Here is a 23,973-nt window from a genome sequence, read left to right on the forward strand (position 1 = left end):
AGATTCGAATTCGCGTTGCGGAAGAAGAGATGCTTAGGCGTACTTGGCGATGACCTTGTCGGCTTCGCCGCGCGGCACCTCTTCATAGTGATCGAACTGCATCGTGAAGTTGGCGCGGCCCTGCGAGAAGGAGCGCAGCTGGTTCACGTAGCCGAACATGTTGGCCAGCGGCACCATCGCGTTGATGACGTTGGCGTTGCCGCGCATGTCCTGACCCTGGATCTGGCCGCGGCGGGCGTTCAGGTCGCCGATGACCGAGCCGGTGTACTCTTCCGGCGAGACGACCTCGACCTTCATCACCGGCTCGAGCAGGACCGAGCCGCCCTTCTGCAGCGCCTCGCGGAAGGCGGCGCGGGAGGCGATCTCGAAGGCGAGCGCCGAGGAGTCGACGTCGTGGTAGGCACCGTCGACCAGCTCGACCTTGACGTCGACCACCGGGAAGCCGGCGAGGACGCCCGCGCCGAGGACCGAGTTGAGGCCCTTCTCGACGCCCGGGATGTACTCCTTGGGCACCGCGCCGCCGACGATCTTCGACTCGAACGAGAAGCCGGCGCCCGGCTCGTTCGGCTCGACGACGAACTTCACGCGGGCGAACTGACCGGTACCGCCGGTCTGCTTCTTGTGCGTGTAGTCGATCTCCTGCCGGCGGGTCAGCTTCTCGCGGTAGGCGACCTGCGGCTGGCCGATATTCGCGTCGACCTTGTAGGTGCGGCGCAGGATGTCGACCTTGATGTCCAGGTGGAGCTCGCCCATCCCCTTGAGGATGGTCTGGCCGGATTCCTGGTCGGTGGAGACGCGGAAGGACGGGTCCTCGGCGGCGAGCTTCGAGAGCGCGATGCCGAGCTTCTCCTGATCGGCCTTCGACTTCGGCTCGACGGCGATCTCGATGACGGGCTCGGGGAACTCCATCTTCTCGAGGATCACGGCCTTCTGCGGGTCGCAGAGGGTGTCGCCCGTGCGGGTGTCCTTGAGGCCGGCCAGTGCGACGATGTCGCCCGCGAAGGCCTCCTTGATGTCCTCACGGTTGTTGGCGTGCATCAGGAGCATGCGGCCGACGCGCTCCTTCTTGTCGCGCGACGAGTTCAGCACGTTGGCGCCGGTCTCGACCTTGCCCGAGTACACGCGGCAGAAGGTGATCGTGCCGACGTGGGGATCGTCCATGATCTTGAAGGCGAGCATGGAGAAGGGATCCGCATCCGACGGGTGACGGACGGTCTCTTCCTCGGTCTTGAAGTCGATGCCCTTGATCTCGCCGCGATCGGCCGGGGAGGGCAGGTAGTCCACGACGGCGTCGAGGAGCGGCTGCACGCCCTTGTTCTTGAACGCCGAGCCGCAGAGCACCGGGTGGAAGGCGCGCAGCTGGACGGCCTTGCGCACCAGGACGCGCATGGTGGCCTCGTCCGGCTCGTTGCCGTCGAGGTAGGCGGCCATGGCGTCGTCGTCGAGCTCGACGCAGGCCTCGACCAGCTTGGTGCGGTACTCGACGGCCTGGTCCTTGAGGTCGGCCGGGATCTCGGTCTCGTCGAAGTTGGCGCCGAGCGCCTCACCCGACCAGACGATCGCCTTCATCTTGATGAGGTCGATCACGCCCTGGAAGCTCGATTCGGCCCCGATCGGCAGCTGAAGGCAGACCGGCTTGCCGGCGACGCGGTCGATGATGTCGGCGACGCACTTGAAGAAGTCGGCGCCGATCTTGTCCATCTTGTTGACGAACACGACGCGCGGCACGTCGTACTTGTCGGCCTGACGCCACACGGTCTCGGTCTGCGGCTCGACGCCCTGGTTGCCGTCGAGCACGCACACGGCGCCGTCGAGCACGCGGAGCGAGCGCTCCACCTCGATGGTGAAGTCGACGTGGCCGGGGGTGTCGATGATGTTCAGGCGCTTGTCGCGCCAGAAGCAGGTCGTCGCAGCCGAGGTGATCGTGATGCCACGCTCCTGCTCCTGCGCCATCCAGTCCATGGTGGCGGCGCCCTCATGGACCTCGCCGATCTTGTGGGACTTTCCGGTGTAATAGAGGATCCGCTCGGTCGTCGTGGTCTTGCCGGCATCGATGTGGGCCATGATGCCGAAGTTGCGGTAGTCCTCGATCGCGTGCGTGCGGGGCATCGAATTGCTCCTGAGAGACGGCGGAACCGCTTACCAGCGGTAGTGCGAGAAGGCGCGGTTGGCTTCCGCCATCCGGTGCGTGTCTTCGCGCTTCTTGACGGCGTTGCCGCGGTTGTTCGCGGCGTCGAGCAGCTCGGCCGAGAGGCGCTCGACCATGGTGCGGTCGTTGCGCGAGCGCGCGGCCTGGATCAGCCAGCGGATCGCGAGGGCCTGGCGGCGCTCGGTGCGAACCTCGACGGGGACCTGGTAGGTCGCGCCGCCGACGCGGCGGGAGCGGACCTCGATCATCGGGGCGACGTTGTCGAGCGCGGCGCGGAACACCTCGATCGGGTTGGCGCGGGCGCGGTTCTCGACGATGTCGAAGGCACCGTAGACGATCCGCTCGGCGGTCGACTTCTTGCCCTCGTACATGATGGAGTTCATGAACTTCGTCAGCACCACGTCCCCGTACTTCGGGTCCGGAATGATCTCACGCTTCTCGGCAGAGTGACGACGGGACATCTTCTGAGACTCTCGAACGAAAAGATCTTAAGCGCCCCGCGCAGGCCGCCTCAGCCCTGAGGCCGGCGACATCCTTGCGAGGCCGTGGAAACGCGGACCGGCGCCCGGGAAATATCCGGGCGTCCGACTTACTTCGGACGCTTGGCGCCGTACTTCGACCGGCGCTGCTTGCGGTTCTTCACGCCCTGCGTGTCGAGCACGCCGCGCAGGATGTGGTAGCGCACGCCCGGAAGATCCTTCACGCGGCCGCCGCGGATCATCACCACGGAGTGCTCCTGAAGGTTGTGACCCTCGCCCGGGATGTAGCCGATCACCTCGAAACCGTTGGTGAGGCGCACCTTGGCGACCTTCCGGAGCGCCGAGTTCGGCTTCTTCGGGGTCGTCGTGTAAACGCGGGTGCAGACGCCGCGCTTCTGCGGGCAAGCGTCGAGCGCCGGAACCTTGTTGCGGCTCCGCTGGATCTTCCGCGGCTGGGCGATCAGCTGGTTGATCGTCGGCATCCTGTGCCCTCTTCCTCGGTCACCTAGTCCGGACTGCGCAGGGCAGTCCGCAAAACGAATATGCGCCGGAGGGCCTGTCACGGACCCTCGGCGCGGTGTGGGCAGAGGAGCACGCCCGAAACGAACGCGCTCGTACCTACGGATCTGACTTACAGCGTCAGGCGATTTGAACCCTCGGAGCGCTCGGGGCGATGGCGGCGGCTTCCGGGGTTGTGCCCAAGGGCCGTCGGCAGCCGATGGCCGTCCGAAGTGGCGCGCTTCTAGACGCGGTTGCCCCGCAGGTCAATGCGGTCACGGCAGAAAACTGCACCGCGGCGGAGGTTAAGGATCGGTCAAGGGCGCGCACGGCGCCCGCGATCGGCGAGCCTTCGCGGCGGTGGAGGCGAGAGACCGCTATCGCGCACGGTGCCTCGTCCCGTCAACGAAGGCTCGGGCCGGCTGGGCGGGTCGCGGCCGAACGACTGCGTAGCCTCGGGCCCTGCCCAAGCGGAGCAGGAGAATCTGCCCCGCAACCGCCAGATCTTTCGCCGAACTGTGCGCACCCGCGACGAAAAAATGGAATCTTTCTCCGTTGATTTTCGTGTTCTCCGAAGATGAAAATCGGCTGGCGGTCGAGATAAATTCGGCCGCTATCTTCAGGCTTTGCATAAATAGCGAAACTCAGATCGATTTTAACCTAAAATTTGGCAGTCAGACGCAATTCATACTGCGATATTCGCGATATCCGATCATCACCCAGCCTGTACCGGCCCCGAACCATCCGATGGAGTCACGCGTGCGCCGCCTCTTCGCCCTCGTTCTCGCGACCCTCCTGTCGGTCGGCCCCGCAACGGCCGACCGTCTGGACGACATCACACAGGCCGGCATTCTCCGGGTCGCCGCCTTCGACAGCAACCCACCGTTCGGCTTCGTCGATCCCGCGACGAAACGGATCGCCGGGCTCGACGTCGACTACGCGCAGGCCATCGCCGACGCGCTCGGCGTCAAGCTGGAGATCCGGCCCACCAACCCGGCGAATCGGATCCCGCTGCTGACCTCGGGCAAGGTCGATCTGGTTCTGGCGAATTTCACCATCACGGAGGAGCGGGCGAAGCAGCTCGATTTCAGCATCCCGTACTTCGCCTCCGGCCAGCAGTTCCTGGCCAAGAAGGGCACCCTGTCGTCGCCGGAGCAGCTGAACGGGCTTCGAATCGGCGCCGACAAGGGCACCACCAACGAGATCGTCCTGCGCCGCGACTTCCCGAAAGCGGTCGTGGTCGCCTTCGACGACACGCCCTTCGCGTTCACGGCCCTGCGCAACGGCAATGTCCAGGCGATCACGCAGGACGGCCCGAAGCTGGTCGGGCTGCTCGCGAAGGTGCCGGACCGGCAGAACTACGAGATCCCCGCCTTCAGCATCTCCAATGACTATATCGGCGTCGGCATCCCGAAGGGTGAGGCGCGCCTCCGGGACCGCGTGAACGAGACCCTGCGCGGCCTGGAGACGAGCGGCAGGGCGGCGGCGATCTACGACCGCTGGTTCGGGCCCGCGACCGAGCAGCCGCTGCCGCGCCTGTTTCGGATCGGGGACCGTCCCTGACCGGGGCGGCACGGCGACGATGGCCGCGCTGTTCGGCGATCCGCTCGCGCCGCGCTACCTCGCCTGGCTGCTGCAGGGCTTCGGGATGACCCTGACTCTGTCGGCAGCCACCTGCCTCGCCGGCACGGTGCTGGGCCTCGCGGCGTGCGGGCTGCGCGAGGCGGGCGGCCGCGCGGGGCGCGGCGTCGTGGCCGTCTCCGTCGGCATCGTCCGCAACACGCCGCTGCTGGTGCAGCTCTTCGTCTGGTACTTCGCGGTGGCCGCCGCCCTGCCGGAGGCCGTGACGGCCTGGCTCAACGAGCCGCACGTCCTGGACCTGGGATCCGGGATCCTGCGCTGGCCCGCCTACGAGAGCCTCGCCGGGTTCTGCGGGCTCACGCTCTACGCGGGCGCCTACATCGCCGAGGAGCTCCGCGCCGGCATCAGGGCCGTCCGGCCCGCTCAGCGGGCGGCGGCCCTGGCCCTCGGCCTCACGACCGTCCAGGCGTTCCGCCACATCGTCCTGCCCCAGGCCCTGCGCGTCGCCTGTCTGCCGATCGTCGGCCAGTACCTCAACACGCTCAAGAACACGTCGCTGACCATGACGATCGGCCTCGCGGAGCTGTCCTACGCGTCCCGGCAGGTGGAGACCGAGACCTTCCAGACCTTCCAGGCGTTCGGCATCGCGACGCTGCTCTACATCGGCGCGGCCGCCGCGGCGGAGACGACCGGGCAGATCCTCGACCGCCGCGTCCGTCGACCGGGGCAGCACCGATGAATCCCTCGGTCATCATCGACAATCTCGGCTACCTGCTGGTCGGGGCCTGGCCGGACGGGCCGGTCGGCGGGCTGGCCCTGACGCTGATTCTCTCCGGCCTGTCCGGTCTGGCCTCGGCCGCGCTCGGGCTCGTCCTCGGCATCGCCCTCGCCGTGAGCGCGGGCGCGGCCCGGGCAGCACTCACCGCCGCGCTCGGCTTCCTCCGCGCCGTGCCGGTCGTGATGCTGATCTTCTGGACCTACTTCCTGCTGCCGATCCTGTTCGGCGTGTCGATCCCCGAGATCGGCACGGTCGCGGTTGCGCTGTCGCTCGTCGGAGGCGCCTACCTGTCCCACGGGGTGGCGGCGGGCGTTGCGAGCGTCGGCCGCGGTCAGTGGGAGGCCGGCCTCGCGCTCGGCCTCGACCACTGGCGCACCCTGCGCTTCGTCGTGCTCCCGCAGGTGCTGCGGGCCATGGCGCCGTCCTTCGTCAACCAGTGGACCACGCTCATCAAGGACACGTCGCTCGCCTACGTGATCGGCGTGCCCGAACTCGCCTTCGTGGCGGCGCAGGTGAACAACCGCGCGATGGTCTACCCGGCCGAGATCTTCCTCTTCGTCGGTGCCGTGTACGGCATCCTCTGCGCCGGTCTCGACGGGCTGGCCGCCCGGCTGACGGATTCCGGCAAGGTGGCGGCACATCGCACCCCGTGACGGAGCGGCCGGCCGACGCGCCCGAGCCGGCCCGCGGCACACGACCGATGCACCGGGGCACACCTGCAAGGCGTACCGGATCGGGGCAGGCGCGCGCCGGCACGGTCTACGGAGAATTAAAGCGATCCATCGAATTGTCGCGCACATCGGGCGGCCAGATCGCCGCCGCAGGTTCGCGTCGAGGGTGTTGCGTATGGGTTGCGTCGCGGTCAGCAACGTCGTTCCGTTCCGGCGGCCGATTCCCGCCCAGGCCCCCGGCGAGCGAGAGGCGCGCAACCGTCGCCGCAGCGAGCAGCGCTCCCTCCTGGACGCGGTCTACGCCACCGGCAGCATGGTCGTCGCCGCGGAGGATCGCGGCCTGAAGCTCACCGCCTCGCGGCTGCAGGTCTACGGCTTCCTGGCGATCGAGGAGGTCGGCGAGGACGGCCTGATGCGGCGGCTCCGCCCGTCCGAGGCGATTCGCGCGCGGTCGGAGCGGCCCTGGCGCCTGTCGAGGCCCGCGAGCGGCGCTTCCGTCACCATTCCGAGCCTCGACGGCTTCCTGTTCGAGACAGCCGGCCAGCCAATCTGATCGACCCGGACCGCTGGACGTCAACCGACCGGCGCGCCGAGAGGCGCGCCGGTCGTCGCACGTTCAGGGCTCGCGTTCCGCGGCCGCACGGGCCGGTACCGAGGCGATCGAGCCGCGCGGCGCCGCGAACAAGCCCCGAAACCGGATCAGCCCTCCCTATGCGGCGGCGACGATTTCCCACCGCTCCGCTTGCCATCACCCGCGGCCCGTAGTATGCGCCCGGTCTTCGCGACATTTCCGATGGGTGCTCGCACCCCGTGAACGCGGTGACCGCGCCGGTGTCTGACGACACCGCCAGCGCGGTCGAACACATGAGCCGGGGACGTCAGGTCCCCATCAGGCGTCGTCCGCCGGGCAATACCGTCCGTGTGCGGAAACCCGCCTGAAACAAGGAGTCACGCACGTGATCCAGATGCAGACGAATCTGGACGTCGCCGACAACTCGGGTGCACGCCGTGTGATGTGCATCAAGGTTCTCGGCGGGTCGAAGCGCAAATATGCCGGCGTCGGCGACGTGATCGTCGTCTCCGTCAAGGAGGCGATCCCACGCGGTCGCGTCAAGAAGGGCGACGTCATGAAGGCGGTCGTCGTCCGCACGGCGAAGGACGTGAAGCGCGCCGACGGTTCGGTGATCCGCTTCGACAAGAACGCCGCGGTCCTGATCAACAATCAGAAGGAGCCGATCGGCACCCGTATCTTCGGACCGGTGCCGCGCGAGCTCCGCGCCCGCAATCACATGAAGATCATCTCCCTGGCTCCGGAGGTGCTGTAATGGCCGCCAAGATCAAGAAGGGCGACAAGGTCGTCGTGCTCACCGGCCGCGATTCGGGCCGGTCGGGCGAGGTGATCCAGGTTCTGCCGAAGGAAGGCCGGGCCTTCGTGCGCGGCATCAACCTGGTCAAGAAGCACCAGAAGCAGACCCAGAACCAGGAAGGCGGCATCATCTCCAAGGAGGCCGCCATCCAGCTCTCGAACATCGCGGTCGCGGATGCCAACGGCAAGCCGACCCGCGTGGGTTTCCGCATCCTCGAAGACGGGCGCAAGGTCCGGTTCGCCAAGACCACGGGGGATCAGATCGATGGCTGAGGCCGACAAGAACGCCTACACCCCGCGCCTGCGCAAGCACTACGACGAGGTGGTTCGCCAGAAGCTGATCGAAGAGTTCGGCTACAAGAACCCCATGGAAGTGCCGCAGATCACGAAGATCGTGATCAACATGGGCGTCGGCGAGTCCACCGCGGACTCGAAGAAGGCCTCGGTGGCGGCGGGCGACCTCGCCCTGATCGCCGGCCAGAAGCCGGTCATCACCAAGGCCCGCAAGGCCATCGCGACCTTCAAGGTCCGCGAGGGCATGCCGATCGGCTGCAAGGTGACCCTGCGCAAGCAGCGCATGTACGAGTTCATGGACCGGCTGATCACCATCGCGCTGCCGCGCGTGCGTGACTTCCGCGGCCTGAACCCGCGCTCGTTCGACGGCCGCGGCAACTACGCCCTGGGTCTCAAGGAGCACCTCGTGTTCCCGGAGATCTCCTACGACAAGGCCGAGCAGATGTGGGGCATGGACATCGTCGTGGCGACCACCGCCAAGACCGATGCCGAGGCCAAGGCGCTGCTCGCCGCCTTCAAGTTCCCGTTCCGGCAGTGAGGCCCTCGGGTCTCAGACGCGGACACCGGAGATAGACGACATGTCGAAGAAAAGCTCAGTCGAGAAGAATGAGGCCCGCAAGGCGCTGGTGAAGCGCTTCGCGGCCAAGCGGAAGGCGCTCCTCGAGATCGCCAACAACGACGCCCTCGAGATGGAGGAGCGCTTCGAGGCGCGCCTCAAGCTCGCGGAACTGCCGCGCAACTCGTCGGCCACGCGCATCCGCAACCGTTGCGGCATGACCGGCCGTCCGCGCGCCTACTACCGCAAAATGGGCATCTCGCGCGTGGCGCTGCGCGAGCTTGGCAACCGGGGCCTGATCCCCGGCCTGGTCAAGTCGAGCTGGTAAGGAGGTCCCCATGGTCAACGATCCCGTGGGCGACATGCTCACCCGCATCCGCAACGGCCAGCTGCGCCGTCGCAACGTCGTCCAGACGCCCGGCTCGCGCCTGCGCGCCAGCGTCCTCGACGTCCTGAAGGCCGAGGGCTACATCCGCGACTACGCGGCGACCGACCTCGGCAACGGCCGCACCGAGTTCGCCATCGAGCTCAAGTACTACGACGGGCGCCCCGTGATCCGCGAGATCAAGCGCGTGTCGAAGCCGGGCCGCCGGGTCTACTCGTCCGTCGGCGAGCTGCCGCACGTGGCCGACGGCCTCGGCGTCACCATCGTCTCCACCCCGCAGGGCGTCATGGCCGACCACGAGGCGCGCGAGCGCAACGTCGGCGGTGAAGTGCTCTGCACCGTGTTCTGATCGGGACGGAGGAGGTTATCCCATGTCTCGCGTAGGCAAGAAGCCGGTCCCCGTGCCGGCCGGCGTTACCGCCACGGTCACCGGTCAGACGGTGAAGATGAAGGGTTCGAAGGGCGAGCTGTCGTTCGTCGTTCCCGCCCTCGTCAACGTGGCGATGAAGGACGGCGCCATCGAGGTGCAGCCCGTCAACCAGTCCAAGCCGGCGCGCTCCCTGTGGGGCACGTCGCGGGCGCAGATCGCCAACATCGCCGAGGGCGTGTCGAAGGGCTTCGAGAAGAAGCTCGAGATCACCGGCGTCGGCTATCGCGCCGCGATGGCTGGCAAGGCCCTCAAGCTGTCGCTCGGCTACAGCCACGACATCGAGTACGCGATCCCCGCCGGGATCACGATCGCGACCCCGAAGCCCACCGAGATCACGATCTCCGGGATCAACCGCCAGCAGGTCGGTCAGGTCGCCGCCGAGATCCGCGATTACCGCGGACCCGAGCCCTACAAGGGCAAGGGCGTGAAGTACGCGGGCGAGTTCATCTTCCGCAAGGAAGGCAAGAAGAAGTAAGGAGGGCATCATGTCTCGCAAGCTCGAAGCCCTCGATCGCCGCAAGGCGCGCGTCCGCCGCGCGCTGCGGGCCGCCGCCAACGGCCGCCCGCGGCTGTCGGTGTTCCGCTCGTCGAAGCAGATCTACGTGCAGGTCATCGACGACGTCGCCGGCAAGACGCTGGCCTCGGCCTCGTCGATCGACAAGGCCCTCAAGGGCGAACTCAAGACCGGCGCCGACGTCGCCGCCGCGACTGCGGTGGGCAAGCTCGTCGCCGAGCGCGCCAAGGCCGCGGGCGTCACGAAGGTGATCTTCGATCGCTCCGGCTACATCTATCACGGCCGCGTCAAGGCCGTGGCCGAGGCCGCCCGCGAGGGTGGCCTGGAGTTCTAAGTCACGACGGCGGGCCGGGCGGAGCCTCTTCGCCCGGCAGATCCGAAACCCGATCGAGCGAGCGGCCCCGCCGGCCGCGTCAGTGAGATGGACAGGTAGACAACATGGCACGTGAACGTGAAGGCGGGGGCCGCGGCCGCCGCGAGGATCGCGAGGAGCGCGACAGCGAGTTCGTGGACAAGCTCGTCCACATCAACCGCGTCGCCAAGGTGGTGAAGGGCGGCCGTCGCTTCGGCTTCGCGGCCCTCGTCGTCGTCGGCGACCAGAAGGGCCGCGTCGGCTTCGGCCACGGCAAGGCCCGCGAGGTGCCGGAGGCCATCCGCAAGGCCACCGAGGCCGCCAAGCGCGGTCTGATCCGCGTCTCGCTCCGCGAGGGCCGGACCCTGCACCACGACGTCAACGGTCGCCACGGCGCCGGCAAGGTGATCCTCCGCGCGGCCCCGCAGGGCACCGGCATCATCGCCGGCGGCCCGATGCGCGCCGTGTTCGAGACGCTCGGCATGCAGGACGTCGTCGCCAAGTCGCTGGGTTCGTCGAACCCCTACAACCTCGTGCGCGCCACCTTCGAGGCGCTCAAGAACGAGGACAGCCCGCGCTCCGTGGCGGCCCGCCGCGGCATCAAGGTGTCGAGCCTCCAGGCCCGCCGCCGCGACGCCGATCCGGCCGACCAGTCCGAAGCCGCGGTCGCGTAAGGGAGGGTCCGATGGCACAGAAGACTCTCCGCGTCGAGCAGATCGGCTCGCCGATCCGCCGCGAGGCCAGCCAGCGGCAGACGCTGATCGGCCTCAAGCTCAACAAGCTCCACCGCGTGTCCGAGCTGGAGGATACCCCCTCCGTGCGCGGCATGATCCGCAAGGTTGCGCACCTCGTGCGCGTCCACGGCGACGTGGCGTGAGGAGGTCCCGATGAAGCTCAACCAGATCAGCGACAATCCCGGCGCCACCAAGGACCGGATGCGCGTGGGCCGGGGCATCGGCTCCGGCAAGGGCAAGACCGCGGGCCGCGGCGTGAAGGGCCAGAAGGCCCGGACCGGCGTGTCCATCAAGGGCTTCGAGGGCGGTCAGATGCCGCTGCATCGTCGCCTGCCGAAGCGCGGCTTCAACAACCTCTACGCCCAGGATCTGAACGAGGTGAACCTCGGCCGGATCCAGGAAGCCGTCGAGCGGGCAAGCTCGACAAGGCCGCCACCGTCACGGTGGAGAGCCTGGTCGCCGCCGGCATCATCGCCCGTCCCCGCGACGGCGTGAAGCTGCTCGGCGTCGGCGAGCTGACCGCGAAGCTCAGCTTCGAGGTCACCCGCGCCTCCAAGTCCGCCGTCGAGGCGGTCGAGAAGGCCGGCGGCTCGGTCAGCACCGTCTACGCCCAGGGTGCGTCCACCCGCGGCGGCAGCGAGGCGGCCACGGCCTGACGGACGCGACGGGGGCGACCGCGGGACCCGTTGCACGGGCTCCGCGCACCCTTTAAGCCGATCCTTCGAGCGGCGGCCCTGCGACCACGCGGGCCGCCGTTTTCATTTCATCCGGGTGCCGGTCGCCCGGCGACACTTCCAGGACGCGACGCTTATGGCCTCAGCCGCCGAGCAGCTTGCCGCCAATCTCAATTTCGGTGCGATCGCCAAGGCCGATGAGCTGAAGAAGCGCATCTGGTTCACGCTCGGCGCCCTCGTGGTGTTCCGGCTGGGCACGTACATCCCGATCCCCGGCATCGATCCGGAGCAGTTCGCCCGGAACTTCCAGCAGCAGGCGGGCGGCGTGCTGGGCCTGTTCAACATGTTCTCGGGCGGCGCCGTTGAGCGCATGGCGATCTTCGCCCTGAACATCATGCCCTACATCTCGGCCTCGATCATCGTGCAGCTCCTGACCTCGGTGATCCCGAGCCTGGAAGCGCTCAAGAAGGAGGGCGAGTCGGGCCGCAAGGTCATCAACCAGTACACCCGCTACCTGACCGTGGTGCTGGCGCTGGTTCAGTCCTGGGGCATCGCCATCGGCCTCCAGGGCTCCTCGGCCGCCATCGATCCGGGGCCGTTCTTCCTGGCCTCGACGGTGATCACCCTGACGGGCGGAACCCTGTTCCTGATGTGGCTCGGTGAGCAGATCACCTCGCGCGGCATCGGCAACGGCTCGTCGCTGATCATCTTCGCCGGCATCGTGGCCCACCTGCCGGTGGCGATCGCGGGCGCGCTGGAACTCGGCCGCACCGGCGCCCTGTCCCCGGCGATCATCCTCGGCGTCGGCGTCGCCGCCGTCGCGCTCGTCTACTTCATCGTGTTCATGGAGCGCGCCCAGCGCCGTCTCCTGATCAACTACCCGAAGCGCCAGGTCGGCAACCGCATGTACGAGGGTCAGACCTCGTTCCTGCCGCTCAAGCTCAACACCTCGGGCGTGATCCCGCCGATCTTCGCCTCTTCGCTGCTGCTGCTGCCGGCGACCGCCGCGAGCTTCTCGGCCAACGGGGGCGCCACGGGCTGGCTCGGCACGGTCACGGCCTATCTCGGCCATGGCACGCCGCTGTTCATGGTGCTCTACGCGGCGCTGATCATCTTCTTCACGTTCTTCTACACCGCGGTCGTCTTCAATCCGCAGGAGACGGCCGACAACCTGAAGAAGCATGGCGGCTTCATCCCGGGCATCCGGCCGGGCGAGCGCACCGCGGCCTTCATCGACAAGGTGCTGACCCGCATCACGGTGATCGGTGCCCTGTACCTGACCTTCGTGTGCCTCTGCCCGGAGATCCTGTCGTCCTACGCCGCGGCCAGCCTCGGCTTCGGCGGCACGTCCCTGCTCATCGTGGTCTCAGTCACGATGGACACGGTGGCGCAGGTCCACGGGCACCTGATGGCCCATCAGTACGAGGGCCTCGTGAAGAAGGCCAAGCTGCGTGGCGCCTCGACCACGCAACGGCGGCGCTGAGCCTGCTACAGAGGCGGGCGGCGTCCGAGGACGCTCCCGCTTCTGGTCCAAAGGTCTGGATGCCTCACCGGCCCGGACCGGCTAGAAAACCCCGAACCCGGCGATGCCAGGGAGGCTTCGCCACCACGGCTTGTGCCCACTGAGAGAGTGGGCCGAACGAGGACAACGCCATGCGCATCATTCTGCTCGGGCCGCCCGGTGCGGGGAAGGGGACGCAATCCGAGCGGATCGTACAGCGCTTCGGCATCCCGCAGCTGTCGACGGGGGACATGCTGCGCGCAGCGGTGGCCGCCGGCACGCCGGTGGGCCTCGAGGCCAAGGCGGTGATGGAATCCGGCGGCCTGGTCTCCGACCGGATCGTGGTCGGCATCGTCGCCGACCGGATCGAGGAGCCGGATGCCCGCCGCGGCTTCATCCTCGACGGCTTCCCGCGCACGGTCGCGCAGGCCGAAGCGCTCAGCGAGATGCTGGCGAGCAAGGGCTTGAGCCTCTCCGCCGTCATCGAGCTGAAGGTCGACGAGAACGCCCTGGTCGGCCGCATCGAGAAGCGCGCCGCCGAGACCCTGGCCCGCGGCCAGGCCGTTCGGAAGGACGACACCCCCGAGGTATTCAAGCAGCGGCTCGAGGCGTACCGCGCCCAGACGGCGCCCCTCTCCGCCTACTACGCGCAGAAGGGCATGCTAGAGACCATCGACGGCATGCAGCCGATCGACAAGGTCACGGCCGACCTGATGGCGACACTGGAGCCGCACGAGGAGCGCGTCGCCTCCTGAGGGCGATCGCGGCGCGCTGACCGGCCGTTTCGGCGCGCCCGTGAACCCGGCGGGGTCCCTGGGGGTTATGGGGCGGGCCCACGATCGGAAACGCCATGACCGTCCGCCTCCTCGCTGCCGCCTCCCTTCTGCTCGCGGTGGCCCTCCCGCCGATGCCGGCCTTCGCGCAGAGTCCGGCCCAGTCCTTCGTGTACGGCCAGAAGCGGTTCCGCAACGCCTGCCGGCCGCCGCTGAAGTACCTGGCGGGGACTTGCGCCCGCCGCTGCCCGGCGGGCTACCAGGACATGGGCCGCACTTGCCGGCTGCGGAATCAGGGCTTTCGCTGAGGCGCGGGCGGCCGCCCGTCGGGGGTAGGGTTCAGATCCGCCCCTCCCGGCGGAGGCTGCCGAAGAAATTGACGATGTCCATCTGGAGCGACCGGTGGCCGAAGAGGCGGAGCGGGTAGCCGTCCGCGGTGCCGTCGCGCAACTCGATCATCGCCGTCATCGTGTTGTAGCGGAACACCATGCGGCGACCGGCGAAGGTCGCCCAGAGCAGGGGCGGACCGCTATCCGCATCCTGCAGCGCGACCGAGCCCGCCTCCGCCTCGGCGAGAACGCCCCCGATCACCGCCAGCGTCACCGGCATGACCTCCTCCAGGGTCTCCTCGGCGGCGCGCAGCACCGAATCGGCGAAGGCCCGCAGGGTCGCGCCGTCGCTCGTCAGAACCGCCATCTTCGCTCCTCGATCAGATCCCAGGGCGCCGCGACGCGCGCGTGACGGCGCGAGGCCGTGCCGACCCGTCGTTGACAACGGGCCGCCCGCGCGCTAGCAGGCCCTCCTTCGTCCAACCGAACGATGGTCCGAGGTGCCCTGTCCAGGGCCGCCCGCGGGCCGCGTCGTCGTTTCACGTGCGCAGGGGCCGGCCTCCACCGGACGCGCGCGACATCGGCCCGGATCCCCGGGTCCCACATGGAGAGTGATCGTGGCCCGTATCGCAGGCGTCAACATCCCGACCAACAAGCGCGTCGTCATCGCGCTTCAGTACATCCACGGCATCGGCGCCAAGAAGGCCGAGGAGATCACCCAGAAGGTGAACATCCCGGCCGAGCGTCGCGTCAACCAGCTGACCGACGCCGAGGTTCTGTCGATCCGCGAGACGATCGATCGCGACTACCTCGTCGAGGGCGATCTGCGCCGCGAAGTCTCGATGAACATCAAGCGCCTGATGGATCTCGGCGCCTATCGCGGCCTGCGTCACCGCAAGCAGCTGCCGGTCCGCGGCCAGCGCACCCACACCAACGCCCGCACCCGCAAGGGCAAGGCGAAGCCGATCGCCGGCAAGAAGAAGTAATTTTTTGGAACTGGGAGGCCGTGCTCCGCTCGGCCTCCTTCCCGTCGCGCCAGGTGTCCCGCAACGGGTCTGGCGCCGGCTCGACCGCCCTGCACGGGTGCTCCGGCCAAGTCCCAAAAAGAATCCCGAGCGCCTGGTGTTACGGGCGTGCCTGAAGGAAGAGTGAGAACAGATGGCCAAGGAACCGCAACGCGTCCGCCGCCGCGAGCGCAAGAACATCGTGTCGGGCGTCGCCCACGTGAACGCCTCGTTCAACAACACGATGATCACCATCACGGACGCGCAGGGCAACACGATCTCGTGGTCGTCCGCCGGCGCGATGGGCTTCAAGGGCTCGCGCAAGTCGACCCCGTACGCCGCCCAGGTCGCCGCCGAGGATGCCGGCCGCAAGGCTGCCGAGCACGGCATGCGCACCCTCGAGGTCGAGGTGTCCGGTCCGGGTTCGGGCCGCGAGTCGGCGCTCCGCGCCCTCCAGGCCGCGGGCTTCACGGTGACCTCGATCCGCGACGTCACCTCGATCCCGCACAACGGCTGCCGGCCGCGCAAGCGCCGCCGCGTCTGATCGAAGCCTCTTGACGGAGAAGCTCATGACGGGATCGAAGCCGCTTCCGGGCGTGCTGCGTTGGAACCTCGGGGACCTCACGGTCACCGCGCTCAATGACGGCTGGTTTCAGGCCAGCCTCGATCTCGTCACGGGCATCTCCAAGGAGGAGGCCGGGCGGCTCCAGGTGGCGGGTTTCCGCACGGAGCAGCCCAAGATCACGCTGAACGCCTTCCTGATCACGGGTCCGGGCCTCAAGCCGACCCTGATCGACACGGGCTACGGCGACCTCGCCCCGGCACCGACCCTGGGTCGCGCCGGCGCGGCGCTCGCGCTCACCGGCGTCGCGCCGGAGGAGATCGGCACGGTGCTCGTCAGCCACCTGCACCCCGACCATGTCGGCGGTCTCGTGAAGGACGGCGCGGCGCGCTACCCGAACGCCGAGATCGTGCTGCACGCCGACGAGGCGGCGCACTGGCTCCCGGACGAGGCCCTGGCCAAGGCGCCGGAGGCCGCGAAGCCCTACTTCGAGGGCGCCCGCAAGTCACTGGCGCCCTACGCCGGCAAGGTGCGCGAGCACCGCGGCGGCGAGGTCCTTCCGGGGATCACGGCGGTCCATCTGCCCGGCCACACGCCGGGCCATTGCGGTTTCCGCATCGTCTCCGGTGGACAGGCGCTGATGATGTGGACCGACGTGGTGCACCTGCCGGCGATCCAGTTCAAGAACCCGGAGGCCGGCGTCGGCTTCGACGTCGACGGCGACCAGGCGCGGGAGACGCGCAAGCGGATCCTGGACGAGGTGGCCCGCGAGCGCACGCTCATCGCCGGCGGCCATCTCGAATTCCCGGCGCTCGGCTACGTGGACCGGGATGGGGCTGGCTACAGCTTCGTGCCGGTGCTGTGGGTCGGCGGCGAGTAGCGGCGGATACGGATTTCAGGGACCGTTCGGGGCGCCAGGGGGCGGCACCGAGTGGCCGAAGCGCGGGGACGGGCGTCGCGGATCCCGGGCAAGGACGAGAGGTAGGATCGTGGTCATTCAGAAGAATTGGCAGGAACTGATCAAGCCGAACAAGCTGCAGGTCACGACCGGCGACGACCCGAAGCGGGTCGCCACGGTCGTCGCCGAGCCGCTCGAGCGCGGCTTCGGCACGACGCTGGGCAACGCCCTGCGCCGCGTGCTCCTGTCGTCGCTCCAGGGCGCGGCCGTGACCTCGGTGCAGATCGACGGCGTGCTGCACGAGTTCTCGTCGATTCCGGGCGTGCGCGAGGACGTCACCGACATCGTCCTCAACATCAAGACCATCGCGATCCGCTCGCAGACCGACGCGCCGAAGCGTATGACTCTGCGCAAGACCGGCCCGGGCCTCGTCACAGCCGGGGACATCGGCACGGTCGGCGACATCCAGATCCTGAACCCCGACCTCGTGATCTGCACGCTCGACGACGGCGCCGAGATCCGCATGGAGTTCACGGTCGCCACCGGCAAGGGCTACGTCCCGGCCGAGCGTAACCGTCCCGAGGACGCGCCGATCGGCCTGATCCCGGTCGACTCGCTGTTCTCGCCGGTCACCAAGGTCAGCTACCGCGTCGAGACGACCCGCGAGGGCCAGGATCTCGACAAGGACAAGCTGACCATGACGGTCGAGACCAACGGCGCGGTCTCGCCGGAGGACGCGCTCGCGTACGCGGCGCGCATCATCCAGGACCAGCTGCAGGTCTTCGTGAACTTCGAGGATCCGCGCAAGGAAGAGGCCGCTCCGCTCGCGCCGCAGCTGCCCTTCAACCCGGCGCTGCTCAAGAAGGTGGACGAGCTGGAGCTGTCGGTCCGCTCGGCGAACTGCCTGAAGAACGACAACATCGTCTACATCGGCGACCTCATCCAGAAGTCCGAGGGCGAGATGCTGCGGACCCCGAACTTCGGCCGCAAGTCGCTCAACGAGATCAAGGAAGTGCTCGCCGGCATGGGCCTGCACCTCGGCATGGACATCCCCGGCTGGCCGCCGGAGAACATCGAGGATCTCGCCAAGCGCTTCGAGGAACACTACTGAGAGACGAAGCCGCCTCGAGCTGAACCGGGCGGCGCCGCACCGCGCCTCCGGTTCGGCCGCTCCGGACCCGGGACCCGCGGCGACGACGCGAAGTCCCAAACGAATCCCGCCGCGGGGTCACGCGGACATCAACCGCCCCGTCCCCGGGGCATCCGGCCGTACCGTGGCACGGCGGCCGAGACGAGAAGGAAGCCAGCACCATGCGTCACGCCTACCGCGGCCGCCGTTTCAACCGCACCGCCGAGCATCGCAAGGCGATGTTCGCGAACATGTCCGCCGCGCTGATCAAGCACGAGCAGATCATCACCACCCTGCCGAAGGCGAAGGACCTGCGTCCGGTCGTCGAGAAGCTGATCACGCTGGGCCGCATCGACAGCGTGCACACCCGCCGCCTCGCCATGGCGCAGCTCCGCGACGCCGACATGGTCAAGAAGCTCTTCACCGTCCTCGGCCCGCGCTACAAGGGCCGTCCGGGCGGCTACTGCCGGATCATGAAGGCGGGCTTCCGCCAGGGCGACAACGCCCCGCTCGCGGTGATCGAGTTCGTCGACCGCGACGTCGAGGCCCGCGGCAAGGATTCCGGTCCGAGCCAGGTCTCCGAAGCCGCCTGATCGGCACGGAGCGTCCCGACGCTCCCGTTACTTGAGAAGCCGTCCCGGACCCTCCGGGGCGGCTTCTCGCGTTTCGGCTCCTCGCCGCGATCGCCGTGACGACGCGCGAATGAAAAAAACCCGCCGGCTCGCGCCGACGGGTCTGAAGCAGGGTCCACGTCTCGGATGGTCGCGGGAGCTCGCCCTGGCGGCCCGTCTCAGACAGGCCGGGAACTCGACCGCGCCGCGCTCCGAAAACCCCTATCCCTGCCGGGACTCGTCCGGTGGACCGTCCTGGTCGAGGTCGTTGTCACGCCTGCGGCGCGGGAAGATGCCGTGATTGCTCATGGTCCACCTCCTCTTCGTAACCCGGGGCCTGCGGGCCCCACGAGGAGAGAATGAGCCGGCAATCGATTGGTTGCAAGCCCCCGTCAGCCGACGGGTCCGGCTCCGCCGTCGAGCAGTGTGGCGACCCGGGCCGCGAGGTCGGCGGAGCGGAACGGCTTCGTGAGCACCGGCAGGTCGTCGGGGATCTGCATCGCCTCGGCATGTCCGGTGAGGATCAGGACCGGCAGGCGCGGATCGCGCTCGCGGATCTCGGCGGCCAGCTCGATGCCGCTCATGCCGGGCATGGCGAGGTCGGCGACGACGATGTCGTAGTGGTCCGCCTCGAGGAGCCGGAGCGCGGCCTCGCCGTCGCCGGCCTCCGTGGTGCTGTGGCCGAAGCCGGTGAGGAACGAGGCCGTCACGTGGCGCACCTGCGAATCGTCGTCGACGATCAGGACGCGAGCCCGCCGGCCGGCGACCGGGCCGGCGCCGGCGGTCTCGGGCGCCTGCTCGGGCGCCTGATCGGCAAAGGGGAGGGCGAGTTCCACGCGGGTGCCCCGACCGACCACGCTGTCGATCACCAGCCGGCCCTTGGATTGCTGCGCGAGGCCGAACACCATGGCGAGGCCGAGCCCGGTGCCCTGGCCCACGGCCTTGGTGGTGAAGAACGGCTCGCAGACGCGGCGCAGGATCTCCTCCGGGATGCCGGTGCCCTCGTCGGTGACGCTGATGCCGAGATAGGTGCCGTCGGCGATCTCGGGATCGCCGCTGATCGCGAGCCGGCGCGTCGCGACCGTGATCGCTCCCCCGTCCGGCATGGCGTCCCGGGCGTTGATGCAGAGGTTGAGCACGGCGAGCTCGAGCTGGTCCGGATCGACCTGGACCGCCGGCAGGCCGTCGGCGAGGTCGGTCCGGACCGTGACGAGGCCGCCGAGGCTGCGCCCGAACAGGTCGCTCATCCCGGAGATCAGGGTGTTCACGTCGACGGCGCGCGCCTGGAGGTCGTGGGCGCGGCTGAAGCTCAGGAGGCGCTTGGTCAGGGACGCCCCGCGCTCGGCGGCGCCCCGGGCGTTCTCGATCAGGCGCTGGACCCGCGGCTGGTCGGCGACCTTCGGGCCGGCGAGCTCGAGGCTGCCGAGGATCGCGGTCAGCAGGTTGTTGAAATCGTGCGCGATGCCGCCCGCGAGGGTGCCCAGCGCCTGCATCTTGTCGGACTGGCGCAGGCGCGCCTCCAGGGTCCGCTGCTCGGTCACGTCGCGCTCGATCGTCGCGAGGTGGCTGATCGCCCCGCCCGCGTCGCGGATCGGCACCCGCGTCACGTGGCTCCACTGCTCGGCGCCGGTCGGGCCGTCGCTGATCAGGCTCTCGGCCACCGCGCCGGACCGGATCGCGGCCGCGTCCGCCGCCGTCACGGGTTCGGCCTTCGGGCCGAGGAGTTCGTCCTCGCGCCGCCCGAGGCTGGCGGCCACGTCGTGGCCGAGGAGGGCGGCCTTGCGGCCGTTCAGCCGGACGAAGCGGCCCTCCGCGTCCTTGAAGCTGATCGCGTCCTGGGCGTGGTCGAGGAGGCCGCGCAGGAGAGCCCGCTCGGTGGCGAGGTCCCGGCCGAGGCGGTGGCGCTCGAAGGCCTGCCGGACGGTGGAGCGGAGCAGGCCCGCGTCCCAGGGCTTGGTGACGTAGCCGACGATCCCGCCGCGGTTGAGGGCAGCGATCACGGCGGTGATGTCGGCGTAGCCGGTCAGCAGGATCGCCTGCGCGTCGTGGAAGCTGCGGGCCTCGGCGAGGAGCGCGTCGCCGGTGAGGCCCGGCATCCGCTGGTCCGAGAGCACGACGGCGATGTCGGGTTCGGCGCGCAGGATCTCCAGCGCCTCGGCCGGGCGCGAGGTCGTCAGCACCCGGTAGGAATCCTCGAACAGGTCCTCCAGGGCGATCAGGATGTCCGGCTCGTCGTCGACGGCCAGGATCGTCCCTACACCTGCCGTACCGTCACTCATGCACTGGCCGCCTGCCGCGGTATCCCGATCACGAAGCAGGCTCCCCCACCCGGGGCCGTCTCCACGGTGAGCGAGCCGCTATGCGCTTGAACGACGCTGTAGGCAATCGCAAGACCCAGGCCCGTGCCGGATCCGACCGGTTTCGTCGTGAAGAACGGCTCGAAGATCTTCTCACGCAGCGTATCCGGGATACCGGGACCGGTATCGCTGATGCGGATCTCGTCGAGCTCGGGGTTCGACTGAGTCGTGATCCGGATCGTGCCGCCCTCCGGCATGGCGTCGGCGGCGTTGCCCAGGATGTTCATCACCACCTGGTTGAGCAGCGCCGGGGTGCAGTGGATCTCGGCGCGGCCCGCGAAGCTGCGCTCCACCGCGATGCGCTCGCCGAGCTTGTGCTGGATCAGCGCGAGGACCGTCTCGATCGCCTCCGGCACGTTGACCAGGGCGCGCTCGCCCTCGTCGAGGCGCGAGAACTTCCGCAGGTTCAGCACGAGATCTTGGATCCGGGTCAGCCCCATCCGCATCGAGCCGACCCGCTGGCGGGCCTTGTCGATGGCGCGGGCGGCCGCCTCCGGGGCGGCGTCCGGCAGCTCGCCGAGCAGGCGCTCGACCGTGCCCTGGTGGGCCAGGATGAAGGCGAGCGGGTTGTTGATCTCGTGGGCGATCCCCGCCACCAGCTCGCCGAGCGAGGCCATCTTGGCGGCCTGGACGAGCTTGGACTGCGCCTCGGTGAGCTGGCGGTTGGCGTCGGCGAGGTCGCGGTTGGCCCGCTCCAGGGCGTCGGCGAGGCCCGCCCGGGCCTCGGCCGCGTCGGCCTCCGCGCGGGCGCGCTCCACCGCCCGCTCGCGCTCGCCGAACTGGCCGGCGATGCGCCGATCGTCCTCCTCCAGGAGCCGCCGCCGCACGAAGCCGCGGACCCGCAGGGCCAGGACCTCGGCGTCGGTCTTCGAGACCACGTCGTCGGCGCCGGCCGCGTAGGCCTCGACGAGGAAGCCCTTGGCCGGATCGCTGCCGGCGATGCCGACGAGGTGGAAGCCCGCCCCGGCCGCCTGGCCGGAGCGCCGCTGGCTGATCGCGCGGCACAGGGCCAGGCCGTCGTAGGCGTGGCCCAGGAGATCGACCGTCACGCAGTCGAAGGCCTCGTCCCCGGCGGCCGCGTCCAGGGCGGCCAGGGCCGCCTCCGGCCCGTCGACGCTCGCCACGTGGTGGCCGTCCTGGCCCATCACGCCGGCCAGGAAGGTCCGGTAGGTGGCGCTGCCGTCGATCACCAGGACCCGCCCGCGCCGGAACGCGGCCGCGCCCGGTCCCTCGCCGTCGCTCGGCGGCCGGCGCTCGCGCAGCAGGGCGCGGATGCGCAGGATCATCAGGTCGCGGTCGGCGGATTTCGGCAGGTAGGCGTCGGCGCCGCTCTCCAGGCCCTGGCGCTCGCCGCCGCTGCCACCGGTCAGCATCAGGACAGGCAGGGCCCGGGTGCGCAGCGACAGGCGCATCTGCCGGATCAGCTCGTCGCCGTTCATGCCCGGCAGGTGGTAATCGGCCACCACGAGGTCGGGCTGGCTGCGGTTGAGATGATCGAGGGCGGTCTCGGCGGAGGCGCAGCGCTCCACCGCGAAGCCGTGCGCCTCCAGCAGCAGGCGCAGTTCCAGGGCCTGCGTCTCCGAATCCTCCACCAGCAGGATCCGGGCCGGCACCTCCGCCGTGCCGGCCTCGCTCACGGCCGCGCTCCCGCATCCACGAGACGCAGGACGTGGTCGGCGACGCGGTCGAGGGGCAGGACGGCGCGGGCGGCCCCGAGCCGCACCGCCGCCGCCGGCATGCCGTAGACGACGGCGGTGCTCTCGTGCTCGGCCACGGTCTGGGCGCCGGCCCGGTGCATGTCGGCGAGGCCCAGGGCCCCGTCCTCGCCCATGCCGGTGAGCAGCACGCCGATGCCGGAGGGTCCGGATTGCCGGGCCATGGACCGGAACAGCACGGTGGCGGCCGGGCGCTGGCCGGAGACCGGCGCGGAATCGATCACCCGCAGGATCCGGCCGGAGCCGATCTCCAGGTGGCGGTCGCCCGGGGCGACGTAGACCCGGCCGGGTTCGGTGCGCTCGCCGTCCTGGGCGAGGGAGACAGGGAGGGCCACGACGCTGTCGAGCCAGCTGGCGAACCCGTCCATGAAGGCCGCGCCCATGTGCTGGACGACCAGGACCGGCAGCGGGAAGTCCTTGGGGAGGGCGCCGATCACCCGCGCCAGCGCCGGGGGACCGCCCGTCGAGGCGGCGATGCCCAGGAGGCTCGGCGCCTGCCCGGACAGGTCGGCCAGCGGCGCCTGGGGCGCGACGGCGGAGCGGCCGGCCCACTCGGTGCCGATCGGGCGGCGGCGGATGACCGGAACCTGGGCCATGATTCGCAGCTGCGTGCAGATCTCGCCGGCCACGCCCTCGTAGCCGGCATGGGTCGTGGCCACGGGCTTCTCGACGACCGACAGGGCCCCGGCCCGGAGCGCGTTCATCGAGATGCGCAGGGAGTTATCCTCGACCGAATCCGCCACCACGACGATCGGGGTCGGGTGCTCGGCCATGATTCGGCGGGTCGTCTCCAGCCCGTCGATCCCCGGCAGGCGGATGTCCATCGAGATCACGTCCGGCCGCACGGTCCGGAGCCTGTCGAGGGCCTCCTCACCGGAAGCGACCGCGGCCACGAGCTCGAGGCGGGGATCGCGGGAGACGATGTGGCGCAGCAGCTCGCGCACCACGAGGCTGTCCTCCACGAGCATCACGCGGACGGGGGTCATAGGAGCTGCCCGATCGTATCCAGCAGCTGGCGCTGGTCGAACTTCTGCTTGGTCAGGTAGGCGTCGGCGCCGAGATCCAGGCCCCGGGCGACGTCGGCGGCGTCCCCGCGGGAGGTCATCAGGATCGCCGGAAGCCGGGCGAAGCGCTCGTCGGCCCGCAGGGCCTTCAGGAGGCCGAACCCGTCGAGGCGCGGCATCTCCACGTCGGCGAGCACCAGGTTCACGGGCTCGATCTCGGCGCGCAGCCGGTCGAGGGCGTCCTGCCCGTCGACGCAGACGACCACGCGGTAGCCGGCGGCTTCCAAGATTCCCTTCTCCAGAGTCCGGGTGGTGATCGAATCGTCGACGACCAGGATGGTCGCGCGCGCGGACGCGCCCGCCGCGGCGTGAGTCGTCGAACGTGGAGCCGGCGCCATCGTTCCGAGCGCGCCGCCCGATGTCCCGGCCTGGGCGCGCGAAGCGAGCCCCTCGGGGTCGAGGACCAGCACCGGCACGTCCCCGTGCAGCACCGCCGTGCCGGCGATCAGACCCGGATCGGCGCCGAAATCCGGCGCGGGCAGGACCAGGAACGGACGGACGTCGTGCAGGCGGTCGACCGCCAGGGCCAGACGGGCCGCCCCGGCCCGCCGGAGGCCCGCGGGCGGCGG

The 23,973-nt window shown here is 69.5% G+C and carries 29 protein-coding genes and 1 pseudogene; 22 read left to right on the forward strand and 8 right to left on the reverse strand.

The annotated features are described in order from the left end of the window. Nucleotides 1-33 precede the first annotated feature (33 nt). From fusA to rpsL, 3 genes are all read right to left on the reverse strand, one after another. The gene (fusA, locus tag ACLBYE_RS12745) at nucleotides 34-2,109 is read right to left on the reverse strand and encodes an elongation factor G (protein WP_020096272.1); all 2,076 of its coding nucleotides are present in this window, start codon (nucleotides 2,107-2,109) and stop codon (nucleotides 34-36) included. Nucleotides 2,110-2,139: 30 nt separating this feature from the next. Next, a complete protein-coding gene (rpsG, locus tag ACLBYE_RS12750; protein ID WP_012319183.1) occupies nucleotides 2,140-2,610 on the reverse strand; it encodes a 30S ribosomal protein S7 in 471 nt (156 codons plus the stop codon). A gap of 128 nt (nucleotides 2,611-2,738) precedes the next feature. Continuing rightward, complete coding sequence (gene rpsL, locus ACLBYE_RS12755) at nucleotides 2,739-3,110, reverse strand: 30S ribosomal protein S12 (RefSeq protein ID WP_007557568.1); 372 nt, start codon at nucleotides 3,108-3,110, stop codon at nucleotides 2,739-2,741. Between the two features lie 775 nt (nucleotides 3,111-3,885). On the opposite strand from rpsL, the gene ACLBYE_RS12760 reads away from it, so the two are divergent. The 17 genes and pseudogenes from ACLBYE_RS12760 (at nucleotide 3,886) to ACLBYE_RS12840 (ending at nucleotide 14,043) form a co-directional block, all read left to right on the forward strand. Next, complete coding sequence (locus ACLBYE_RS12760) at nucleotides 3,886-4,689, forward strand: ABC transporter substrate-binding protein (protein WP_447694475.1); 804 nt, start codon at nucleotides 3,886-3,888, stop codon at nucleotides 4,687-4,689. A 19-nt stretch (nucleotides 4,690-4,708) separates the two neighbouring features. After that, nucleotides 4,709-5,446, forward strand: a complete 738-nt coding sequence (locus tag ACLBYE_RS12765; RefSeq protein ID WP_447694476.1) for an amino acid ABC transporter permease — start codon at nucleotides 4,709-4,711, stop codon at nucleotides 5,444-5,446. After that, on the forward strand, nucleotides 5,443-6,138 hold the full coding sequence (locus ACLBYE_RS12770; protein ID WP_447694477.1) for an amino acid ABC transporter permease: 696 nt from the start codon (nucleotides 5,443-5,445) through the stop codon (nucleotides 6,136-6,138). The genes ACLBYE_RS12765 and ACLBYE_RS12770 overlap by 4 nt, the downstream gene beginning before the upstream one ends. Nucleotides 6,139-6,331: 193 nt before the next feature. After that, nucleotides 6,332-6,709: a hypothetical protein gene (locus ACLBYE_RS12775; RefSeq protein WP_091683603.1), complete on the forward strand. Its 378-nt coding sequence runs from the start codon at nucleotides 6,332-6,334 to the stop codon at nucleotides 6,707-6,709. Nucleotides 6,710-7,112: 403 nt separating this feature from the next. Then, nucleotides 7,113-7,481 carry a 50S ribosomal protein L14 gene (gene rplN / locus ACLBYE_RS12780; RefSeq protein WP_010686182.1) on the forward strand — a complete coding sequence of 123 codons (369 nt, stop codon included), beginning with the start codon at nucleotides 7,113-7,115 and terminating at the stop codon, nucleotides 7,479-7,481. Beyond that, nucleotides 7,481-7,795, forward strand: coding sequence for a 50S ribosomal protein L24 (gene rplX / locus ACLBYE_RS12785; protein WP_012319178.1), 315 nt, complete (start codon nucleotides 7,481-7,483; stop codon nucleotides 7,793-7,795). Before rplN ends, rplX begins: the two co-directional genes overlap by 1 nt. Continuing rightward, a complete protein-coding gene (gene rplE / locus ACLBYE_RS12790) occupies nucleotides 7,788-8,354 on the forward strand; it encodes a 50S ribosomal protein L5 (protein ID WP_020096277.1) in 567 nt (188 codons plus the stop codon). The genes rplX and rplE overlap by 8 nt, the downstream gene beginning before the upstream one ends. Nucleotides 8,355-8,394: 40 nt before the next feature. Next, the gene (gene rpsN, locus ACLBYE_RS12795) at nucleotides 8,395-8,700 is read left to right on the forward strand and encodes a 30S ribosomal protein S14 (protein WP_010686179.1); all 306 of its coding nucleotides are present in this window, start codon (nucleotides 8,395-8,397) and stop codon (nucleotides 8,698-8,700) included. Nucleotides 8,701-8,710: 10 nt separating this feature from the next. Beyond that, nucleotides 8,711-9,106: a 30S ribosomal protein S8 gene (gene rpsH, locus ACLBYE_RS12800; RefSeq protein WP_012319176.1), complete on the forward strand. Its 396-nt coding sequence runs from the start codon at nucleotides 8,711-8,713 to the stop codon at nucleotides 9,104-9,106. 22 nt (nucleotides 9,107-9,128) lie between these two features. After that, nucleotides 9,129-9,662, forward strand: coding sequence for a 50S ribosomal protein L6 (rplF, locus tag ACLBYE_RS12805; RefSeq protein ID WP_447694478.1), 534 nt, complete (start codon nucleotides 9,129-9,131; stop codon nucleotides 9,660-9,662). 10 nt (nucleotides 9,663-9,672) lie between these two features. Continuing rightward, a complete protein-coding gene (rplR, locus tag ACLBYE_RS12810; RefSeq protein ID WP_012319174.1) occupies nucleotides 9,673-10,035 on the forward strand; it encodes a 50S ribosomal protein L18 in 363 nt (120 codons plus the stop codon). 104 nt (nucleotides 10,036-10,139) lie between these two features. Next, nucleotides 10,140-10,727, forward strand: a complete 588-nt coding sequence (gene rpsE, locus ACLBYE_RS12815; protein WP_010686175.1) for a 30S ribosomal protein S5 — start codon at nucleotides 10,140-10,142, stop codon at nucleotides 10,725-10,727. A gap of 11 nt (nucleotides 10,728-10,738) precedes the next feature. Further along, nucleotides 10,739-10,930, forward strand: coding sequence for a 50S ribosomal protein L30 (gene rpmD, locus ACLBYE_RS12820; RefSeq protein ID WP_012319172.1), 192 nt, complete (start codon nucleotides 10,739-10,741; stop codon nucleotides 10,928-10,930). Nucleotides 10,931-10,940: 10 nt separating this feature from the next. Next, nucleotides 10,941-11,443 (forward strand): annotated as a pseudogene (rplO, locus tag ACLBYE_RS12825) (50S ribosomal protein L15). A 154-nt stretch (nucleotides 11,444-11,597) separates the two neighbouring features. Continuing rightward, nucleotides 11,598-12,944 carry a preprotein translocase subunit SecY gene (gene secY / locus ACLBYE_RS12830; RefSeq protein ID WP_447683922.1) on the forward strand — a complete coding sequence of 449 codons (1,347 nt, stop codon included), beginning with the start codon at nucleotides 11,598-11,600 and terminating at the stop codon, nucleotides 12,942-12,944. A gap of 170 nt (nucleotides 12,945-13,114) precedes the next feature. Then, nucleotides 13,115-13,717 (forward strand): adenylate kinase, encoded by a 603-nt coding sequence (locus ACLBYE_RS12835; protein ID WP_020096283.1) that lies wholly within the window; start codon nucleotides 13,115-13,117, stop codon nucleotides 13,715-13,717. A 95-nt stretch (nucleotides 13,718-13,812) separates the two neighbouring features. Next, entirely contained in the window at nucleotides 13,813-14,043 is a 231-nt protein-coding gene (locus ACLBYE_RS12840) for a hypothetical protein (protein ID WP_447694479.1), read from the forward strand. A 31-nt stretch (nucleotides 14,044-14,074) separates the two neighbouring features. Here the strand turns inward: ACLBYE_RS12840 and ACLBYE_RS12845 are convergent, their stop codons facing one another. Further along, complete coding sequence (locus ACLBYE_RS12845; protein ID WP_447694480.1) at nucleotides 14,075-14,431, reverse strand: hypothetical protein; 357 nt, start codon at nucleotides 14,429-14,431, stop codon at nucleotides 14,075-14,077. A 250-nt stretch (nucleotides 14,432-14,681) separates the two neighbouring features. On the opposite strand from ACLBYE_RS12845, the gene rpsM reads away from it, so the two are divergent. The 5 genes from rpsM to rplQ all read left to right on the forward strand — a co-directional run bounded on the left by rpsM (nucleotide 14,682) and on the right by rplQ (nucleotide 18,250). Then, nucleotides 14,682-15,050 (forward strand): 30S ribosomal protein S13, encoded by a 369-nt coding sequence (gene rpsM / locus ACLBYE_RS12850; protein WP_010686168.1) that lies wholly within the window; start codon nucleotides 14,682-14,684, stop codon nucleotides 15,048-15,050. A gap of 172 nt (nucleotides 15,051-15,222) precedes the next feature. Further along, on the forward strand, nucleotides 15,223-15,612 hold the full coding sequence (gene rpsK, locus ACLBYE_RS12855) for a 30S ribosomal protein S11 (RefSeq protein ID WP_010686167.1): 390 nt from the start codon (nucleotides 15,223-15,225) through the stop codon (nucleotides 15,610-15,612). A gap of 25 nt (nucleotides 15,613-15,637) precedes the next feature. Then, complete coding sequence (locus ACLBYE_RS12860; protein ID WP_091683617.1) at nucleotides 15,638-16,510, forward strand: MBL fold metallo-hydrolase; 873 nt, start codon at nucleotides 15,638-15,640, stop codon at nucleotides 16,508-16,510. A 109-nt stretch (nucleotides 16,511-16,619) separates the two neighbouring features. After that, nucleotides 16,620-17,639, forward strand: a complete 1,020-nt coding sequence (locus ACLBYE_RS12865) for a DNA-directed RNA polymerase subunit alpha (protein WP_010686165.1) — start codon at nucleotides 16,620-16,622, stop codon at nucleotides 17,637-17,639. 200 nt (nucleotides 17,640-17,839) lie between these two features. Next, nucleotides 17,840-18,250: a 50S ribosomal protein L17 gene (gene rplQ / locus ACLBYE_RS12870; protein ID WP_020096288.1), complete on the forward strand. Its 411-nt coding sequence runs from the start codon at nucleotides 17,840-17,842 to the stop codon at nucleotides 18,248-18,250. A gap of 410 nt (nucleotides 18,251-18,660) precedes the next feature. Here rplQ and ACLBYE_RS12875 read toward each other — a convergent pair whose 3' ends face one another. From ACLBYE_RS12875 to ACLBYE_RS12890, 4 genes are all read right to left on the reverse strand, one after another. Next, nucleotides 18,661-20,547: a response regulator gene (locus ACLBYE_RS12875; RefSeq protein WP_447694481.1), complete on the reverse strand. Its 1,887-nt coding sequence runs from the start codon at nucleotides 20,545-20,547 to the stop codon at nucleotides 18,661-18,663. Beyond that, the gene (locus ACLBYE_RS12880; protein WP_447694482.1) at nucleotides 20,544-22,262 is read right to left on the reverse strand and encodes a response regulator; all 1,719 of its coding nucleotides are present in this window, start codon (nucleotides 22,260-22,262) and stop codon (nucleotides 20,544-20,546) included. The genes ACLBYE_RS12875 and ACLBYE_RS12880 overlap by 4 nt, the downstream gene beginning before the upstream one ends. Continuing rightward, nucleotides 22,259-23,326, reverse strand: coding sequence for a chemotaxis-specific protein-glutamate methyltransferase CheB (gene cheB / locus ACLBYE_RS12885; RefSeq protein ID WP_447694483.1), 1,068 nt, complete (start codon nucleotides 23,324-23,326; stop codon nucleotides 22,259-22,261). The genes ACLBYE_RS12880 and cheB overlap by 4 nt, the downstream gene beginning before the upstream one ends. After that, on the reverse strand, nucleotides 23,323-23,973 hold a 651-nt coding region (locus ACLBYE_RS12890; protein ID WP_447694484.1), incomplete at its 5' end, for a response regulator. The genes ACLBYE_RS12890 and cheB, both read right to left, overlap by 4 nt.

It is taken from the genome of Methylobacterium sp. A52T, assembly GCF_053346095.1.

Excerpts from the sequence above, each read along its gene's own strand:
- fusA (WP_020096272.1), bottom strand. The coding sequence starts at position 2,109 with ATGCCCCGCACGCACGCGATCGAGGACTACCGCAACTTCGGCATCATG.
- rpsG (WP_012319183.1), bottom strand. The coding sequence starts at position 2,610 with ATGTCCCGTCGTCACTCTGCCGAGAAGCGTGAGATCATTCCGGACCCG.
- rpsL (WP_007557568.1), bottom strand. The coding sequence starts at position 3,110 with ATGCCGACGATCAACCAGCTGATCGCCCAGCCGCGGAAGATCCAGCGG.
- ACLBYE_RS12765 (WP_447694476.1), top strand. The coding sequence starts at position 4,709 with ATGGCCGCGCTGTTCGGCGATCCGCTCGCGCCGCGCTACCTCGCCTGG.
- ACLBYE_RS12770 (WP_447694477.1), top strand. The coding sequence starts at position 5,443 with ATGAATCCCTCGGTCATCATCGACAATCTCGGCTACCTGCTGGTCGGG.
- ACLBYE_RS12775 (WP_091683603.1), top strand. The coding sequence starts at position 6,332 with ATGGGTTGCGTCGCGGTCAGCAACGTCGTTCCGTTCCGGCGGCCGATT.
- rplX (WP_012319178.1), top strand. The coding sequence starts at position 7,481 with ATGGCCGCCAAGATCAAGAAGGGCGACAAGGTCGTCGTGCTCACCGGC.
- rplE (WP_020096277.1), top strand. The coding sequence starts at position 7,788 with ATGGCTGAGGCCGACAAGAACGCCTACACCCCGCGCCTGCGCAAGCAC.
- rpsN (WP_010686179.1), top strand. The coding sequence starts at position 8,395 with ATGTCGAAGAAAAGCTCAGTCGAGAAGAATGAGGCCCGCAAGGCGCTG.
- rpsH (WP_012319176.1), top strand. The coding sequence starts at position 8,711 with ATGGTCAACGATCCCGTGGGCGACATGCTCACCCGCATCCGCAACGGC.
- rplF (WP_447694478.1), top strand. The coding sequence starts at position 9,129 with ATGTCTCGCGTAGGCAAGAAGCCGGTCCCCGTGCCGGCCGGCGTTACC.
- rplR (WP_012319174.1), top strand. The coding sequence starts at position 9,673 with ATGTCTCGCAAGCTCGAAGCCCTCGATCGCCGCAAGGCGCGCGTCCGC.
- rpsE (WP_010686175.1), top strand. The coding sequence starts at position 10,140 with ATGGCACGTGAACGTGAAGGCGGGGGCCGCGGCCGCCGCGAGGATCGC.
- rpmD (WP_012319172.1), top strand. The coding sequence starts at position 10,739 with ATGGCACAGAAGACTCTCCGCGTCGAGCAGATCGGCTCGCCGATCCGC.
- secY (WP_447683922.1), top strand. The coding sequence starts at position 11,598 with ATGGCCTCAGCCGCCGAGCAGCTTGCCGCCAATCTCAATTTCGGTGCG.
- ACLBYE_RS12835 (WP_020096283.1), top strand. The coding sequence starts at position 13,115 with ATGCGCATCATTCTGCTCGGGCCGCCCGGTGCGGGGAAGGGGACGCAA.
- ACLBYE_RS12840 (WP_447694479.1), top strand. The coding sequence starts at position 13,813 with ATGACCGTCCGCCTCCTCGCTGCCGCCTCCCTTCTGCTCGCGGTGGCC.
- ACLBYE_RS12845 (WP_447694480.1), bottom strand. The coding sequence starts at position 14,431 with ATGGCGGTTCTGACGAGCGACGGCGCGACCCTGCGGGCCTTCGCCGAT.
- rpsK (WP_010686167.1), top strand. The coding sequence starts at position 15,223 with ATGGCCAAGGAACCGCAACGCGTCCGCCGCCGCGAGCGCAAGAACATC.
- ACLBYE_RS12860 (WP_091683617.1), top strand. The coding sequence starts at position 15,638 with ATGACGGGATCGAAGCCGCTTCCGGGCGTGCTGCGTTGGAACCTCGGG.
- rplQ (WP_020096288.1), top strand. The coding sequence starts at position 17,840 with ATGCGTCACGCCTACCGCGGCCGCCGTTTCAACCGCACCGCCGAGCAT.
- ACLBYE_RS12875 (WP_447694481.1), bottom strand. The coding sequence starts at position 20,547 with ATGAGTGACGGTACGGCAGGTGTAGGGACGATCCTGGCCGTCGACGAC.
- cheB (WP_447694483.1), bottom strand. The coding sequence starts at position 23,326 with ATGACCCCCGTCCGCGTGATGCTCGTGGAGGACAGCCTCGTGGTGCGC.